We start from the raw sequence: 18,516 nt of genomic DNA, 5'->3' as shown, positions 1-18,516 counted from the left end.
GCCACCAAATCCGCCAACGTCACACCGTCAACACAACGATCCGTCTCATTCACACCCCCCAACACCAACCCACGCTCCACCACAGACTCCACCTCGAACATCTCGACTCGCCGATCCGGTTCTGCGACAGCAGTAGTCAAGACCGATTCGAAGGCGTACATCAGGCGTGAGGCGGTGGATTCCTCGAACAGATCAGTGGCGTAGGTCAACTGAACGACAAGCCCTGCCGGTAGGCCGTCGTTGTCGAATTGTTCGGCCGCAACAAAATCGAGGTCGAACTGAGTGCTCACCACCGCAGGTTCGATGCTCTCGATGTGCAACCCGTTGAGAGTCAACCGTGAATCGAGATGGTTCTGTAGTGCGAGGCTGACCTGGAAGAGCGGTGAATAGGACTGCGAACGAACGGGATCGAGTACCTCGACCAGACGCTCGAACGGAACGTCGCCGTGCGCAAAAGCCTGAAGATCGACGTCGCGGACTCGGGACAGCAGGTCGGTGAACTCCTCACCTGGATCGACTCTGGTGCGCAACACGACGGTCCCCACGAACATACCGACGAGATCGTCGAGCACGCGTTCGCCGCGCCCGGCGGTCGGCGTCCCGACGGCAAAGTCGTAACTGCCGCTGAACCGTGACAGTACGACGGCCAGAGCAGCATGCAACACCATGAACGGCGTAGCGCGATGCCGTCGTGCCAGTTCGGAAATTGCCTGTTGCAGAGCAGGTTCGAGATGCACGCTCAGAAGCGATCCTCGTCCGGAGGCCTCAGCCGGGCGGGGCCGATCCAACGGGAGTTCGAGGACGGCGGGCGCTCCCTCGAGAGCGTTCCGCCAGAAGTCCAACTGTCGTGTGACGAGTGAGGTCGACGATTCTTCCGAACCCAACGTCTCGAGCTGCCACAGCGCGTAATCCGCGTACTGCACCTCGAGCGGCGCCCACAACGGCTCCATAGCTCGGGACCGCGCCTCGTACGCCACCATCACGTCACGCGTCAACGGACCCATCGAGAAACCGTCACCCGCAATGTGATGCACCGTCATCGCCAGGACGTACTCGAACTCGTCAACCTGCAACAGCGAGGCTCGAACGGGGATCTCGGACGTGACGTCGAACGATACGCCGAGAACATCGGTCAGCACGCTGTGGAGCGAATCCCCCTGCACCGTGACAATGTCGAGAATGTCGAGAGCACGAGGTTCCTCGACGACCTCCTGGTAACCCGTTCCGTCGTACTCCGGGTACACGGTTCTCAGGACCTCGTGGCGAGCGATCACGTCGGCGACACTGGCGCGCAACGCCTCGACATCCAATGGACCTGTGAATCGCAGAACCACCGGGATGTTGTATGCCGACGAATCGGGATCGAAGCGATTGAGGAACCACATACGAGTCTGCGCAGCGGAGAGCGGAATCCTCGCCGGCCTCGGCTGCGAACCCAGCGCGGGCCGCCGCGAAAGCTCGGCAGTTTCCACCACTGCAGCCAACTCTGCGACAGTGGGCGACTCGAAGACCACACGCACCGGCAAGTCCGTGCCCGCCGCGGCGTTGATCCGCCCGAGCACCCGAGTTGCACTGAGCGAATTGCCGCCGCGTTCGAAGAAGTCGTCGTCGATGCCCACCTCCCCCGTGCTTCCGCTGCCGAGAACCTCGGCAAAAGCGGTCGCCACCGACAGTTCGGCCGGTGTCGTCGGTGCACGGAAACCACGTGCCTCGAAGACTGGCTCCGGTAGCGCATGTCGATCTACCTTGCCTGTACTCCCCAGCGGCAGGGAGTCGAGCGTCATCAGCGTTGTCGGAACCATGTAGCCGGGCAGGGTGGCGCGCAGTCGTGCCAGAATCGCTGAGCTCTCGATGTCCGAGCCAGCTGCCGCGGTGACGTAGCCGACCAGGTTTTGCTCACCGGTGGCCGACGTCGTGACCGTGACCACCGCATCGCGGATCGGTCGTTCGGCGCGCAACGCTGTTTCGATCTCGCCGAGTTCGATGCGGAAACCTCGGACCTTGACCTGGAAATCTGCACGCTCGAGGTATTCGAGGCTGCCCGCGGCATTCCACCGAACCAGATCGCCGGTTCGATAGAGACGCTCTCCCGTTCCATTCGGGTCGGCGACGAAACGGCTCGAGTTCTGCCCCGCATCCCCGATGTACCCGCGCGCCAGCTGAACTCCAGCGAGATAGAGCTCACCTGCGACACCGACCGGAACCGGGTGAAGCCGCTCGTCGAGTACATGCAGGCGCGTGTTCCAGGCGGGGGTTCCGATCGGAACTACGGCAACGTCTGCATCGCTCGTTCGGTGCGCTGTGACGCTGACCGCTGCTTCCGTGGGTCCGTACAGGTTGTAGACCTGCGCCGAACTCTGCTCTCGCATGTGCTTGGCTGTCTGTATCGGGAGGGTCTCGCCGATGCACAGAATCCTGGTGAGCGAATTCGGCAGTCGGCGCTCGGACACACTGAGCAGCGACAACATCGAGGGGACGGCATGCAGTGTCGTGACGTGCTCACGCTCGATCAGCAGCGTGAGGTACTCGCCGTCCTGCTGTGCCCCTGACTCGGCGAGAATCATGCAGGCGCCGGTTTGCAACGCCCACCAGTATTCCCAAACGGATAGGTCGAAGGTAGCTGCAGTTTTGACGAGTACGCGGTCGTGCGCGCCGAGCGGGAATTGATCCTGCTTCCACAAGAGTTGGTTCGTGATCGCTCGATGGGAAATCGCCACGCCCTTGGGCTTTCCGGTGGATCCCGAGGTGTAGATCGCGTACGCGATGTTGTCCGGTCGCAGGCAGGCGAGGCGTTCGCTGTCCCGAATCGGTGCTGCGTCGTTTCCGTCCAGATCGAGAGTTTCGATGTCCACGACGTGGAACTGCCCGTCGAGCGAATCGCGGGAAGTGCTCAGAACAACTGCGGGCGCTGCGGATTCGAGGATGTGAGTCGTGCGTTCTGCCGGCTGATCCGGGTCTAGTGGAACGTAGGCCCCGCCTGCCTTCACCACTGCGTACATGGCAACGACCAGTTCGACGGAGCGCCGCAGATTGAGCGCGACAGTCACTTCCGGGCCGACACCGATTCCGATCAGATACCGTGCCAGCCGGTTGCTTTCGGCGTCGAACTCGGCGTAGGTCAGGCGACGGTCACCGAGAACCAGCGCTTCGGCGCGCGGTGTTCTGCGTACCTGGGCGTCGAACAGATCCGCGAGGGTCGTCTCTGGAACGACGGTGTCGGTGCGGTTCCACGTGTTGACGGTGGCGGCGATCTCTTCGTCGCCGAGCAGAGCGACGTCGCCTACCGGGACGTCCGGGTTTCGACCGATCGAATCGAGAACGCGCAGCAGACGGTTGGCGAATGTCGCCACTGTGGATTGGTCGAACAGATCCGTTGCATAGGTGAACGACGCCGACATCGAACCCGAGTCCCCAGGGGTGACGGTCAGGTGCAGGTCGAACTTCGCCGTCTCGACTGGGGCACCAACCGCCGCGATCTGCAGTCCGGGTAGCTCGAACATTGTCGGCGTGAGGTTCTGAAAGGACAGTGCCACCTGGAACAACGGATGGCGGGCCGTCGATCTGACCGGATCGATGATCTCGACGAGCCGCTCGAACGGTAGGTCCGCGTGCGCGAAGGCTGCGAGATCCTGATCGCGGGTGTGGTTCAGCAGGTCCGTGAACGGTGCTGCCATGTTCACCTGGGTTCGCAATGCCAAGGTGTTCACGAACATCCCCACGAGTGCATCGAGCGACTCGTGCCCTCGTCCCGCGATAGGCGAGCCGATGGTGATGTCAGCACTGTTGCCCAACCGGGCAAGCAGTGCGGCGAATGCCGCGTGGACCACCATGAACAGGCTCGCGCCTGATCCGACAGCAAGATCACGCAGTCGATCGGCGGTGTCCGAGCCGATCGTGAAGTGAATCTCCTTGCCGCGGTAGCTCTGACGGGGCGGACGTTGCCTGTCCGTCGGCAATTTCAACAGGTCCGGAATTCCGGCGAGCGCAGAGGTCCAGAACTGAATTTGTCTCTGAGCATCGGCGGAGGGATTCGCGTCCGTGCCGAGCAGATCATGTTGCCAGAGAGCGTAATCCGCATACTGCACGGACAACGGTGACCACTGTGGAGCTAGGCTGCGAGTCCGCGAAACGTAGGCGCCCATGACGTCGGCGGCCAGGGGTCCGAGCGATGATCCGTCCGATGCGATGTGATGGATGACGACGGCGAGCACATGTTCGGTCTCGGAGATTCGATACAGAGCGGTCCGCAGTGGTACGTCAGTTGTCACGTCGAATCCGGTGCCGGCAAGAGCAAAGAGCCGCTGCGACGCTTCGGCTTCGGTGACGTCATGCGGAACCAGATCGAGATCCACCGAAGACTCGGGCAGGATTTCCTGGCGAGGACCGTTCGGGGAATCCGGATAGTAGGTACGCAATGACTCGTGGCGTTGGACCACGTCACGAAGTGCGAGAGCCAACGCCGGCGCGTCCAGGGTTCCGCTCAGACGCAGCGCCAGGGGCAGGTTGTCCGTGGCAGCCGCGGTGTCGAATCGATTGAGGAACCACATCCGATTCTGTGCCGGTGAGAGCGGGATACGTTCAGGTCGCGGTCGTGCTTCCAATCGGGGCTGATCATCACGTTCTGCCGAGTCTGCCACCAGTGCGAGTTCTGCGACGGTCGGCGCCTCGAACAGCGCCCGAACCCCGAGTTTGATCCCGAACGTGGCGTTGACTCGGGCAATCGCCCGAGTCGCGCTGAGCGAGTTTCCACCCAGCTCGAAGAAACTGTCTTCTGCGCCGACGGTATCGGTACCGAGAACGTCGACAAAAGCGCTCGCGACACGAATCTCTGCGAGTGTGGTCGGCACCCGGAACATCGCCGAGGCGATGAACTCCGGAACGGGAAGTGCTGCGCGATCAAGCTTTCCGGCCGGAGTCAGGGGTAGCAGATCCAGCAGGATCACGGCACTGGGCACCGAGGCACGTGGCAGCACCGCGGATACGGCTTCGAGGACGGACTCCGCCGACACCGCATCTGTGGTGGTGACGTAACCGACGAGTTGATCGCCGAGAGAGTCATGTCGGTGAACAGTGGCGGCAGCAGCGCTCACTCCGCGAACGGAGGCGAGCGCTGATTCGATCTCCCCCAGTTCGATGCGGAGCCCGCGAAGCTGAACTTGGGCGTCGGATCGTCCGATGTACGCCAGTTCGCCCTGCTCGGTCCAGGCGACGACGTCGCCGGTCCGGTACATCCGCGCGCCCGATGCACCGAACGGGTTCGCCACGAAGCGTTCTGCGGTCAATGCCGCGCGCCGGTTGTACCCACGTGCCAGGCCGGGTCCCGACAGATACAGCTCGCCCCTGACACCGACGGGGACGGGATTGAGGGCGGAATCGAGGACCAGAACGTGTGCGCCTTCGAGCGGAATACCGATCGTGACGGGCGAGAGTGACGTGTGACGGTGTTGCTCGCCGTCACCGACCAGAGCTGCAGTCTCGTGGAGAGCCCCGGTTTTGGTGATGACGATGGTGCTCTCGGTCGGCCCGTAGCTGTTGAAGAGTCTTGTCTGGCTGGGAAAACGGTCGAGTAGCTGCGCCGGGAAGACGTCGCCGCCGAGCACGACGACTTCGAGATCCGACAAAATTCCTGCGTCGACGGTGGTCATCGCCGCAGGAGCCGTCACCACATGGGTGACGCGATGACGCCGGATCACGTCGGTGAGTTCCTCGCCGGCAATGACGGACGGCGGTGTGATCACCATCGTGGCACCGGCGGTGAACGCGAGGATCATCTCGAACATGGACGCGTCGAAGCTGGCCGAGGACAGTCGCAGTACCCGAGAACCGCGCGATACCGCCAGATCAGTGCGGGTCCGAGCGGAGAACACGGACAGTCCCCGGTGAGTGACAGCGACGCCCTTGGGGAGACCGGTCGAGCCTGACGTGTAGATCAGGTAGGCAACATGATCCGCGTGCAATGGGCGGATCCGATCGGCATCGTCGACCTGCGCTGCGAGGTAGCGATCGAGGTCGAGATAGTCGATCTCGATCGTATCGATTCCGTTCGGAAGTGTTGGCGCCGTCTCGGAGTCGGTGATCACGACCAGCGCTGCAGAGTCTGCCAGCATGTGTGCGATGCGCTCGTCGGGATACGTCGGATCCACCGGAACGTACGTTGCTCCGGACTTGGCAACAGCCCACAGTGCGAGGATGGACTGCGTCGAACGTGGAAGAGACACCGCAACAGCTGTTTCGGGGCCTATCCCACGTTCGATGAGGAGCCGAGCCAGCTGTGAGGATCGCACATCCAGCTCGCTGTACGTCATCTCACCGTACGACTCGGAAACGATTGCCACATTCGCGGATTCCGAGTGCAGGGTCAACAGATCTGCCAGGGTGCGAACCGTTGGCGCTGACGGACCGAATGCCGAAGTAAGTCTGGTGTATTCGTTCTCGTCCAGAACGGCGATATCCGCGATTGCCACTTCCGGAGTCTCGACAATCTGCGCGAGAATCCGGTGGAACCGCTGCGCAAATCCGTCCACGGACGTGCCGGTGAAGAGGGCTGTGGCGTATGTCCAGGTGAGATTCAACGAATCTGCGTGCTGGACCATCGTGATCTGGAGGTCGAACTTTGCCGCCGCGACTGCGTTGTCCACGGCTTCGATCTCGAGACCAGGCAGCGTGAACGCAGCGGTTCCCTCTTGCTCCTGAGACAGAGCCACCTGGAAGATCGGCGCGTGGGCCTGGGAGCGAGCGGGTTGCAGTATGTCGATCAGCCGCTCGAATGGTAGGTCGGCATTCTCGAACGCAGTGAGGTCAGTGGCTCGCACCTGCGCCAACAGATCGAGGAACGACATCGCCGGGGTGAGACGGCTGCGTAGTGCCACCGTGCCGACGAACATTCCGACCACGTCGTCCAGCGCTTGTTGGCCGCGTCCGGAAATCGGTGTCCCGATCACCACGTCGTCAGTCGCGCCGAGGTTGGACAGGAGCACCGCGAGGGCCGCCTGGAGCACCATGAAGGTCGTGGCGCCCTGTGTGCGGCCCAACTGCCCGAGTGCAGTGACCATCGCGGGCGCCAACACCAGTTCGGTGTTCGCTCCGCGCAGCGACGCAATCGCCGGCCGCGGGAAATCGGCCGGAAGTTCGAGAAGCTCCGGCGCGCCGGCCAACTGGCCACGCCAATACTCGGCCTGCGCCGAAGCAAGACTGGTCTGATCACTTTCCGAACCGAGGACCTGGTGTTGCCACACGCTGTAATCCGGATACTGAACAACCAACGGGGCCGGTGACGGCTCCGTACCCGAACGGCGCGCCGAGTAAGCCAGAACGAGATCCCGTGCGAGCGGCGCCACTGACGCACCGTCCGCGGCTATGTGGTGAATCACGGCGACCAGGATGTGTTCGTCAGCCGAGAGCTCGAACAGGTTTACCCGCAACGGGATTGCTCTGGTGACGTCGAACCCCTCGTCCACAGCGCCGACAATCTGATCGGCAACCTGTTCCGGAGAAACCACCGTGTGACGAAAAGGAACGTCGACGTCGTCGAGAATCCGCTGGAAAGGCCCTTCGGCATCGTCAGGGAATATCGTCCGCAAGGATTCGTGGCGAAGAACGATGTCCGACAGAGATTCTCGGAGAGCCACTGAATCCAGCCGGCCGCGCAGGCGAAGGACGAGCGGGATGTTGTACGCGGGCGAGGCAGGATCGTATCGATTGAGAATCCACATTCGCGATTGCGCCGGCGAGAGCGGGATTCGCTCGGGCCGAGGCCCGGCGGCCAGAGCGGGCCGCGTTCCGCTCTGCGCTGCATCGACTGCCACAGCGAGGGCCGCGACTGTCCTGGCATCGAAGAGAACCCGAACCGGGAGGGTGACTGAGAGTTCGGTGCCGACCCGTCCCATCACTCGGGTAGCACTCAGAGAGTTTCCACCGATGTCGAAGAAGTCGTCCGTCATGCTGACCTGGTCGACTGCCAGGACGTCACCGAAGATCCGGCCGATCAACTCCTCCGTCTTCGTGACGGGTGCGACATACGCATTCCGGCGCATCGTCGGGGCAGGCAGCGCGCGGAAATCGACCTTTCCGGCCGGCGTCAACGGAATTTCCTCGAGAACGATCACAGAGGAAGGAACCATGTGTGCCGGCAGTCGACTGGAGACGAAGGTGCGCACTTCTTCCGGATCCAGATGACCACCGACCACGTACGAGTGCAGCCCGACGGTGTCGTCTGCTGTCGTCACCGCAGTTCGTACACCGGAGTGCGCACCGAGCACCGCGTCGATCTCACCGAGTTCGATGCGGAAGCCGCGAATCTTGACCTGCGAGTCACTGCGGCCGAGATACTCGAGTTCCGTTCCACGACGTCGCACGAGGTCTCCGGTGCGGTACATCCGCAGCCCCGAACGTGAGGGGTCGGCAACAAATCGAGACGCTGTCAGGTCGCCGCGATGGTGGTAACCGCGGGCAAGTCCACGCCCGGTCAGATACAGCTCACCTGTCACTCCGTCCGGAACTGGACGGAGGCGAGAGTCGAGAACATGTGCGACGGTGCCGCGAACAGGACTACCGATGGTGATCCGATCAGTCGCCGACATGGGCCCCGCGAGGGTAGCCATGACGGTGGCCTCGGTGGGACCGTATGCGTTGAACATCTTTCGCGCCGATGCCCACTGCGCGACCAACGCGGCGTCGCACGCTTCACCGCCGACGATCACCGCACCGAGATCCGGAACCTCTGCCGGTTCGATCGTAGCCAGGGCAGCCGGGGTCACAAATGCGTGACTGATCTTCGACGCCCGCATGAGGGCTGCGAGTTCGCTTCCGCCGTAGATGCCGGTGGGAACAACAAGCATCGCGGCACCGGCACCGACAGCCATGGCCAGTTCGAGCACAGATGCGTCGAAGCTGGGGGAAGCGAAATGCATCGTGCGACTGAGGTTGTCGAGTTCGTATCGGCAAACCTGCTCGTCGACCAGCGCCGCGAGACCCGCATGGGAGACGGCGACGCCCTTCGGAGTGCCGGTGGATCCCGACGTGTAGATGACGTACGCGGTGTGGTCCGTGCGAATCGGTGACGTGCGCTCGGAATCGAGGATTCGCGTGTCACTGACGTCGTCGCGATCAAGCGACGCCACGACTTCTTCCGTCAGCGTCAGGATCGCGCCCGAATCAGTGAGCATGTGCTCGATTCGCTCGGCCGGGTAGCTCGGGTCGACGGGTACGAACGCGGCTCCGGTCTTGGCAACGGCCCAAGTGGCGAGTACAGAAGAGGCCGATCGTGGAATGGCGATCGCCACTACCGATTCAGGGCCGATCCCTCGCGCTACGAGTGCCCGCGCCCACCGATTGGTACGCCGGTCTACATCGTCGTAAGAGAGTTCGAGGTCGCCGCACAGTATGGCCGGACCACCGTTGGATTTGATGACCCCGGCCGTGAGGATCTCCGGCAGTGTCAGCTCCGTCAAGGCGACCGACTGGGCAGTTCCCTGACGTTCGATCTCTGGCATCGTCCGCAGATCGAGGTCGCCGACCACTGATTCGGGTTGGGCGACAACAGCGTCGAGAATGGCGACGAACCGATCCGCGAGCTCGCGCACAGTCGATTCGTCGAAGATGTCGAGGGCATAGGTCCACGTCGTGGTCACCGACCCGTCCGGGCGCGGCGACGAGACATCCAGTTGGAGATCGAATTTCGAGATCGGAGCATCCAACGGGACCTGAGAAACTTCGAGGCCGGGAAGCTTCACGGATGGGGTCGGAATATCGCCGGTCGCGAGTACCACCTGGAAGAAGGGGTGGTGCGCCGTCGAGCGAGGCGGGTCGAGCACCTCGACGAGACGCTCGAACGGAATATCTGAGTGGGCAAATGCCGAGAGGTCGGCGTTACGGGTCGATTCGAGCAATCCGCGGAACGAAGCCGTCGGATCCACCTGAGTCCGGAGAACCACGGTTCCGACGAACATGCCGACGAGGTTGTCGAGGGCCTGATCGCCGCGTCCGCTGACCGGGGTGCCGATCGCGATGTCGGACTCCCCCGCCATCCGAGACAGCAGTACCGACAACGCCGTGTGCAGCACCATGAACGGTGTGGACCGAGTGCTGCGAGCCAGGGATTCGACGGCGCGGTGCGTCTGCGCCGAGAGGGTCGACGACACCGTCGCACCTCGATAGGACGCGACTGTGGGATGCGGCCGATCCGTCGGGAAATCGAGACGGGTCGGGACGTGCGCCAATGCAGCGCGCCAGTATTCGATCTGGCGCGATGCCTCCGATTCCGGATCGTCCTCGTTGCCGAGAGAATCGATCTTCCAGAGCGTGTAGTCCGCGTAGTGAACGCTCAACGGCGACCACTGTGGCGCGGTTCCCGCGAGCCGTGACGCGTAGGCCGTCATCACATCCGCGGCCAGTGGTTGCATCGACCAACCGTCGCCACTGATGTGGTGGACGACGAGTACAAGAATATGCTCCCGACCAGACGTCCGGAGAAGCGAAGCCCGCACCGGAACCTCGGTGGTCACGTCGAACCCGGCACCGACCAATTCGCCGATAGCCGCGACGGGGTCACTGACATCCGCGGGTTCGAGAGCAACTGGCGCGTCGTCGAGAATGCACTGGTAAGGACCTTGATCCGAATCAGGATAGAGTGTGCGCAGCACCTCGTGCCGGTCGATGACATCGCTGATCGCCTGGCGCAAAACCTGAACGTTCAGGTTGCCGGACAAAGCGAGTGCTGCCGCAATGTTGTACGCCCCGGATTCCGGATCGAATCTGTTGAGGAACCACATACGCTGCTGGGCCGGTGAGAGCGGAATCCGGTCCGGTCGAGGGCGCAGTCCGAGCTCGGTGAACCTGGACGGCGCGCTGCCGGCGACGAGTCCGGCCAGCGCACCAACTGTCGGAGCGTCGAACAGGTCTCGGACACCCAGAGTCGATCCCAGTGCCGAGTTGATCCGTGCCACCACCCGCGTAGCCGTCAGAGAGTTGCCACCGAGCGCGAAGTAGTCGGCGGTGAGGCCGATTTCGCTCACACCGAGGAGTTCGGCAAAGATCGCGGCAACGGCCTTTTCGAGTTCGGTGACGGGAGCGACATACTCAGCTGCCGCCGAATCCGGTTCCGGCAGCGCACGCCGGTCGAGTTTTCCGTTGGGGCCCAGCGGCATCGACGTCAAGAACACGAATGCGGAGGGAACCATGTAGGTAGGCAGCTTCGCCTGCGCGTGCGCGCTGAGAAGGGCACTGTCGATTGCCGAATCAGCTGTCACGTAGGCGATCAGACGATCCTGACGTACGACGGTGGCGGCCGAGAGAACTCCCGACAGTTCCAACAGGACCCCGTCGATTTCTCCGAGTTCCAAGCGCTGCCCGCGAAGCTTCACCTGGAAGTCGGTACGACCCAGATACTCGATCTCACCGGTGGAGTTCCACATGACGAGGTCGCCGGTCCGATACATCCGGCCGGGACCGAAGGGGTTGGCTACGAAACGATCTGCTGTCAAGTCAGAGCGTTGCACGTAGCCGCGGGCGAGTTGGACTCCCGCGAGATAGAGTTCTCCCGCCACTCCGATCGGGCTCGGCGCGAGGCGGTGGTCCAGCACATAGGCCTGCGTGTTCCAGACCGGAGCGCCGATCGGCACCGGACCTGTTGCGGCGGCATCCGTCTGGTGGAAAGTGACATCGACGGCAGCTTCGGTGGGACCGTAAAGATTGTGCAGACGTGCACCGAATCGTTCGTGGAAGCGAACGACCGTCGCACGCGGAAGTGCCTCGCCGCTGGCGAACACCTGACGAACGGATCGAAGTTGTGCGAGATCTCCGTCGACGAGGAAGACGTCGAGCATCGACGGGACGAAGTGCAAGGTGGTGACACCTTCGCGAGCGATCAGCTCGGAGAGGTACCGAGAATCGCGATGTCCATCGGGTTCTGCAACTACCAGTCGCGAGCCGGCGACGAATGGCCAGAACAACTCCCACACCGAGACGTCGAAGGTGGCGGGTGTCTTGTGCAGCACGACGTCGTGACGGCCGAGCGGATATTCATGTTGCATCCACAGCAGGCGATTGACTATCGCTCGATGCGACACTGCAACGCCCTTGGGCTTTCCGGTGGACCCGGATGTGAAGATCACATAAGCAACGTGATCCGGCGATACACGACCGAGACGCTCGACGTCCGCGAGCCGCTCGGTGGAGTACCCCGACAGATCGATCTCGTCGAGAAGTACGGGGTTGACCCCATCGGGCAGCGATGTGGCGTCGGCCGCGACCGACAGGACGACCGACGGTGCTCCGATGTCGAGCAGGTACCGGATCCGCTCGTCCGGATGCTGCGGATCGATCGGAAGATACGCACCGCCGGCTGCGATGACGGCGTGCACTGCCACCACGTACTGCGCGCTCCGGTGCAGAGCGATCGCGACCAGTGACTCCGGCCCGACGCCGCGTTCTACGAGGTGACGAGCGAGAGAGTTGACCTGGGACCGGAATTCTCCGCGACTGATCGTCGTGCCCGCGAAGGTCAGTGCAGCATCGGCCAAGTCGGCGATACCCGAGTCGACGATTTCCGAGTCGGCGATTTCCGAGTCGGCGCCGAGTAGGTCGAGCAGCGTCTTGTCAGCGATGACGTTGGCAGTGTCGTTCCACTCGTCGAGTACGAGCCGTCGTTCGGCCGCGTCGAGATAGTCGATGTCCCGGATGCGGATTTTCTCGCCAGTCATCGCGCCCAGTATCGATGCAAGGCGTCGGCCGACACGCTCTGTTGCGTCGTGGTCCATCGAATCGGGTGCGTACTCGATGGTGAGGTGAAGGCTCGGTTCGAGGACCGTGATCAGGGCGAGCGGGTAGTGAGTCGCGTCGGTGACCTCGATTCCCGTAACTCGCATCCCGGCGATATCCGTCGCGGATTCGAGCGCCGAACGGTCGACGGGATATGACTCGAACACCGTCAACGTGTCGAACATCGCGCCGGCGCCCACGGCCGACTGCACCTCGGCCAGGCCGACGTGGTGACTGTCGAGCAGCCGAACCTGCTCGGACTGAACGTGTTCGAGGAGTTCGGACACCGAACTGTCCGGGTTGACACGAACGCGAACAGGAACTGTGTTGATGAACAACCCGAGAATGTCTTCGACCCCGGTCAGCGACGCGGGTCGACCCGAGACGGTGGCTCCGAACACGACGTCGTCGCGTCCGAGCATGCCACTGAGCAGTAGACCCCACGCAGTCTGGACGACAGTGTTGACCGTGACGCCGCTGCGCCTGGCCAACTCGAAGATCGTCTCGGTCGACGAGGCTTCCAGCGGGACTTCGACATCCACGGGAACTGCGTGCACGGAGGACTCCGTACGGTGTGGTGCGATCAGCGTCGGTTCGTCTACTCCAGACAGTGCGCCGATCCACCTGTCCAATGCCGCGCCGTTGTCTTGTTCGGCGAGCCAGTGCAGATAGGTGCGATACGACCGAGCGGGAACCGGCAGCGACGCGTCTGCGGCGTAGAGCGACAGAAGATCGCGCACCAACAACGGCATGGACCAACCGTCGAAGAGAATGTGGTGATTGGTCACGATCAGGTGCGCCGAATCCGCACCCTGGCGTACCAGGACTGCACGAAGCAGTGGGGGCGCGCTCAGATTGAACGGTGCCGTGCGCTCGAGTTCCGCGACGACGTGCGGATCATCCCCGAGCACCTCCCGCCATGGAGTTGTCACGGAATCGAGAACGAGCTGTGCTGCAACGCCGTTCGAGTCGTACACGAAAGCAGTCCGAAGTGCGGTGTGGCGCTCGAACAGTCTCGAAAGCGACCGCTGTAGTCGATCGCTGTCGACGATCCCGGCGAGGGACAGAACGATCTGGCCGGTGTAGACGTCGACGGCATCGGCGGTGAGGCCGGCGTGAAACTGGAATCCGGCTTGCAGCGGCGAGAGCGACCAGATGTCCTCCAGGTGGCCGAACTGCTTCTCCCACAGTTCTATTTCGTCCTGCGAAGCCGAGACCAGGGGAACGTCTGACGGTGTAAGGCCGGCATGATCACCGACGGAGGCGGCAATCTTCTCCAGTTCGACGCGCCACGCCGTCGCGAGCTCCGCGACTGCAGCGGGTTCGAAGATACCTTCGGGGAAAGCAAATGACGCCGAAAGGAACTCGCCTTCCGGACCGTCCACGACGGCGGCATTGATGTCGATCGCGTAACTGACCGCGAGATCGCTTCCGCTGCCGTTGTTGAGATCGATTCCGGCGTCGGGAATCCAGCCCGCGGCCCGCAATTCGTCACCGAACTCCGCGGTGGACATCTTGCCCAAGTAGTTGAAACCGATCTGCGGTTCCGGGCCGGTCAGCATCCCTGCACGTCGGAGCAGCCCGTAACCGATACCGGACCCCGGCGTGGTTCTCAGCTGTTCCTTGACGGATTTCACGACCGCCGGCGTGTCCACTCCGAGTCCGGTGAGATCGATCCGAACCGGGTACACCGCCGTGAACCAGCCGACGGTCCTGGACAGGTCAGCGCCGGGCAGCACGTCTTCGTCTCGTCCGTGACTTTCGAGCGAGACCAGCATCCGCTGTGATTCGCTCCAGGTGCGCAATGCCAGGGCAAGGGCACTGAGCAAGCCGTCGTTGACACCGGTCCGATAGTGCGACGGTACCGCGCGCAACAGGTGATCTGTTGTGTCACGGTCGATGTCGACCCGGACCCGACGCAGTGACGACCCTCGGTCCCGTTCCGCATCGAGAGGACGCGAACCGATCGGCGCACCATCGGAGTCGACGACCTCACGCCAGTACTCGAGTTCCGCCGACGGTGACAGCTCGGTGAGTCCGTGCGACCAACGCCGCAGTGACGTTCCGACGGGCATCAGTACCGGCGTGCCACCGTGAACGATCTGTTGCCAGGCTACAACGAAGTCCGGAAGGAGAATCCGCCACGAGACGCCGTCGACAACCAGATGGTGGATGACGACCACCAATCGGCCCGAATCGTGCGTCGAGTCGAGCCAGACGATCTGAGCAGTATCGCCGCGGTACGGATCGAGCCTCGACGCGGCGTCCGCGGTCGCCTGGGTGAGAGCTTCCTCGAACTCGGGGGTTCCGGGTAGCGCTTCGGTGACGGTCCGACGAACCCATGTATCGACAGCACAGCCAGGGGCAATGTCGAATCCGGAGTGGTCGGGCAGCAAACGCGCGCGAAGAGCGTCGTGTTGATCGACAACTACTTGAAGAGTTGCCGCGAGGCGCGAGAGATCAAGTCCGACAGGAACACTGACCGACACGGCTTGATAGAAGTTCTCGATGCTGCCGGCCGTGCCCAGTATCTTGGCTGCGATCGGGGTCAGCGGGACAAACCCCACTCCCTTACCCGGCAGTTCTTCGAGTACGACCGATTCATCTGCCGGGAGTGCGATTTCGGCCAATCGCGCCACCGTCTTGCGTTCGAACACGTCGCGAGGAGTGAAGACAACTCCGGCGGCTTTTGCTCGAGAGACGAGCGAGATCGCGACGATGCTGTCTCCACCCAGCGCGAAGAAGGAATCGTCGACGCCGACTCGCTCGACGCCGAGTACCGACGCAGCGGCGTCGGCGATGATGCGCTCGACCGGACCGCTCGGCGCCCGGTAGTTCTGAGCCGCCGAACGAAATTCCGGTTCGGGTAGCGCCTGGCGATCGAGCTTGCCTGCCGGGGTCAGTGGCACTTCGGCCAGCGGTATCAGCTGGGACGGCACCATGTGAGCGGGCAGGAATCGAGATGCGTGTGCGATCAACGCTTCTTCGTCGAGATCGTGTCCCGGCTTGATCTTCACATACGAGTGCACGGTGCCGCCGGCAAGCGTCACCACGAAATCGACGGATTCATGGCGTGCGAGCACAGCGTCGATCTCACCGAGTTCGATGCGAAGTCCATTGACCTGCACCTGGAAATCGGAGCGGCCGACGTACTCGAGTTCGAGAGTCCGAGTCCAGCGGACCACGTCTCCGGTGCGGTACAACCGAGTTCCGCCGCCGAGAGGATCGGCGACAAAACTCGCAGCGGTGAGAGCTGAACGTGAGTGGTAGCCCTGCGCCAATCCGGGGCCACCGAGATACAGTTCACCGGCCACCCCGGTCGGCACAGGTCGCAACCAGCGGTCGAGAACCATCAGATGCGCGCCCTGAATCGCAGAACCGATCGTGATGGCCTCGTCCGACGCCAGCGGGGGTGTCGTGGTGATGACGATGGTCGACTCGGTGGGGCCGTAACTGTTGTAGAACCGGCAGATCGGGCCGAAGCGTCGAACCAGGTCCGGCGGGCACACGTCACCTCCGACAACCACAGCTTCGAGATCCGGAAGATCGGTGGCGTCCACCGTGCCCAGAATTGCCGGCGCACTGATGATGTGGGTGACGCGCTCGCTGCGCAGCAGTTCTGTGAGCTCGCCGCCGCCGTAGACATCTGCCGGAGCGATGACCATCGTCGCCCCGGCACTGAACGCCTGAACCATTTCGAAGACGGAGGCGTCGAAACTCGCGGACGAGAATCGCAGAACTCGCGAATTCGCACCGACGCCGAGTTCGGGGCGACCCCACGCGGTGAAATCGACCAACGCATTGTGCGTGACGGCAACACCTTTCGGTGTACCGGTGGAACCGGACGTGTAGATCAGATAGGCGATGTGATCGCTTCGCAACGGCGCCGTGCGGTCAGAGTCGTCGACGACGGACTCGTCGCCGACAAAGCTGAAGGCGTCGATCGAGATGCAGTCCAGATCGACGGGCAGCATCTGATGGACAGTCGAATCAGTAATTCCCACAACAGCATTACTGTCCCCGACCATGTGACCGATTCGTTCGACCGGGTACGTCGGATCGACCGGAACTGATGCAGCGCCGGTTTTGGCAACCGACCACCACGCGATGACGGCGTCGATGGATCTCGGCAGCGCGATCACGACAATGGTGCCAGGACCCACTCCGCGCCGGATCAGCGTTCGAGCGAGTACGTTGGAGCGACGATCGAGTTCGCGGTAGCTGAGCTGCTGGGTACCGCAGCTCAGTGCGATCCCCTCAGACGACGCCGCGACGCCGTGGGCGAGAATCGTGGGCAAGGTCATCGGTGCCAGTGCGTCAGGGCCGCGTGCCGGAACGAGCGACTTCCGCTCGGCTTCGCTCAGGATCTCGAGATCGTGAACACGAGTGTCCGGCAGCGCTTGCGTGTACCGGGACAGCAGTTCGACGTATCGGCGGACATGGTCGCTCAGGACATCTGCGGTGTACAGATGGGGATTGGCTTCGAAATCGATTCGCGGCGCCTCTCCCGAGGCACTCGGATAGATGTTGACCGACAGGTCTTCCACCGGCCCTGTCGACAAGATGTGGAATCGACCAGTCACCGACCCCAGGACCACTTCGGGGTGAAAGTTCATGATGTTGATCGCGGGACCGAAGAACCCACGCTCGGCACCGACGCCTCGATCGCGCCTCATGTCCTCGGTGCGGTACCGCTGATGTCTGAGCGCGCCGGTCAGTTCGAGCGAGGCAGCCGCGCTCAATTCGGCAACCGTGGTCGAAGCGGTCACCGCGAGGCGCAGCGGAACGACGTTGGAGATCATGCCACCCGAACCGCGCAGAACCCTGTTCGTTCGCGCGGTCACCGGCAAACTCAGCACTACGTCTTCGGTGCCGGTCACCCGGGCGAAGTAGAGCGCGAAGGCAGCCACCGCCGCCGCCGAAGAGAACTCGTCCGCCTTCGCCGTCGCGTTCGCACTGTCGAGTGTTCGGCCGACCACGACCGCACCCGGTGTGGCGTCCATCCGCTTCCCGGCCAGACTTGCCACGGCCGGAAGCTCTGCTGTCTTGGCTGCCCAGTAGTCCTGATCTCGGCGGAATCGCGGCGAGTGCCGATACTCGGCCTCGGCGTCGTGCACGGCCAGAAGATCGGTTGCCGACGATTCGGGGACTGAAAGGCCGGCGACCTCCGCTGAGTAGAGCTCGGCGATGCGTGTCATGAAGTTCATGGCGCCGTAGCCGTCGAGGACTAGATGATGGATCCGGCAGTACCAGAACTGGCGGTTCGCGCCGACGCTCAGGACGGCTGACTTCACCAATCGATCGGCGAGCAGATCAAAAGGTCGGGTGTACTCCTGCCGCATCCACTCGAGTGCGGCTGCCTCCGGCTCGCGCTCACCGCTCAGATCGACGACTTCGACGCTCTGACTGAGCTCGGAATCGATCTGCTGAAACGGTTCGCCGTCGATCTCGAGCAGTTTCAGCATCCCGGAGCCGAACTCATGCGCTGCTGTGACGCAGGCACTTTCGAGCACCGCCGCGTCGAGAGTCCCGTCGACTACGACATACTGCGCGATCGTGATCGGCACATCAGTGCGCAGTAGCTGGGCAAACCAGATTCCGCGTTGCGCGCTGGTCAGCGGAAAGGGCTCGAAACGTCGATCAGCATGCACAGCGTCGTTCTCTCATCTGCCGAAAAAAGTACCGACGGCCTGCATCGATTGCCGTGGACCTGCGGCGCGAGACGACCGTGCCGACTACCACTCGACACAGTCCGCCGAT

Annotated in this window: 1 protein-coding gene; it reads right to left on the bottom strand. The window is 62.9% G+C overall.

Annotated elements, in window-relative coordinates; genetic code table 11:
- A partial coding sequence (locus AC2ETI_RS15245; protein WP_483634086.1) for a non-ribosomal peptide synthase/polyketide synthase occupies nucleotides 1-18,407 on the bottom strand: 18,407 nt, incomplete at its 3' end.
- Between the last annotated feature and the right edge of the window lie 109 nt (nucleotides 18,408-18,516).

This window comes from Rhodococcus sp. MurmanLake-1, assembly GCF_056945715.1.
Note: the sequence above shows the minus strand (reverse complement) of the source record. Positions and strands in the feature narration are given on the sequence as shown.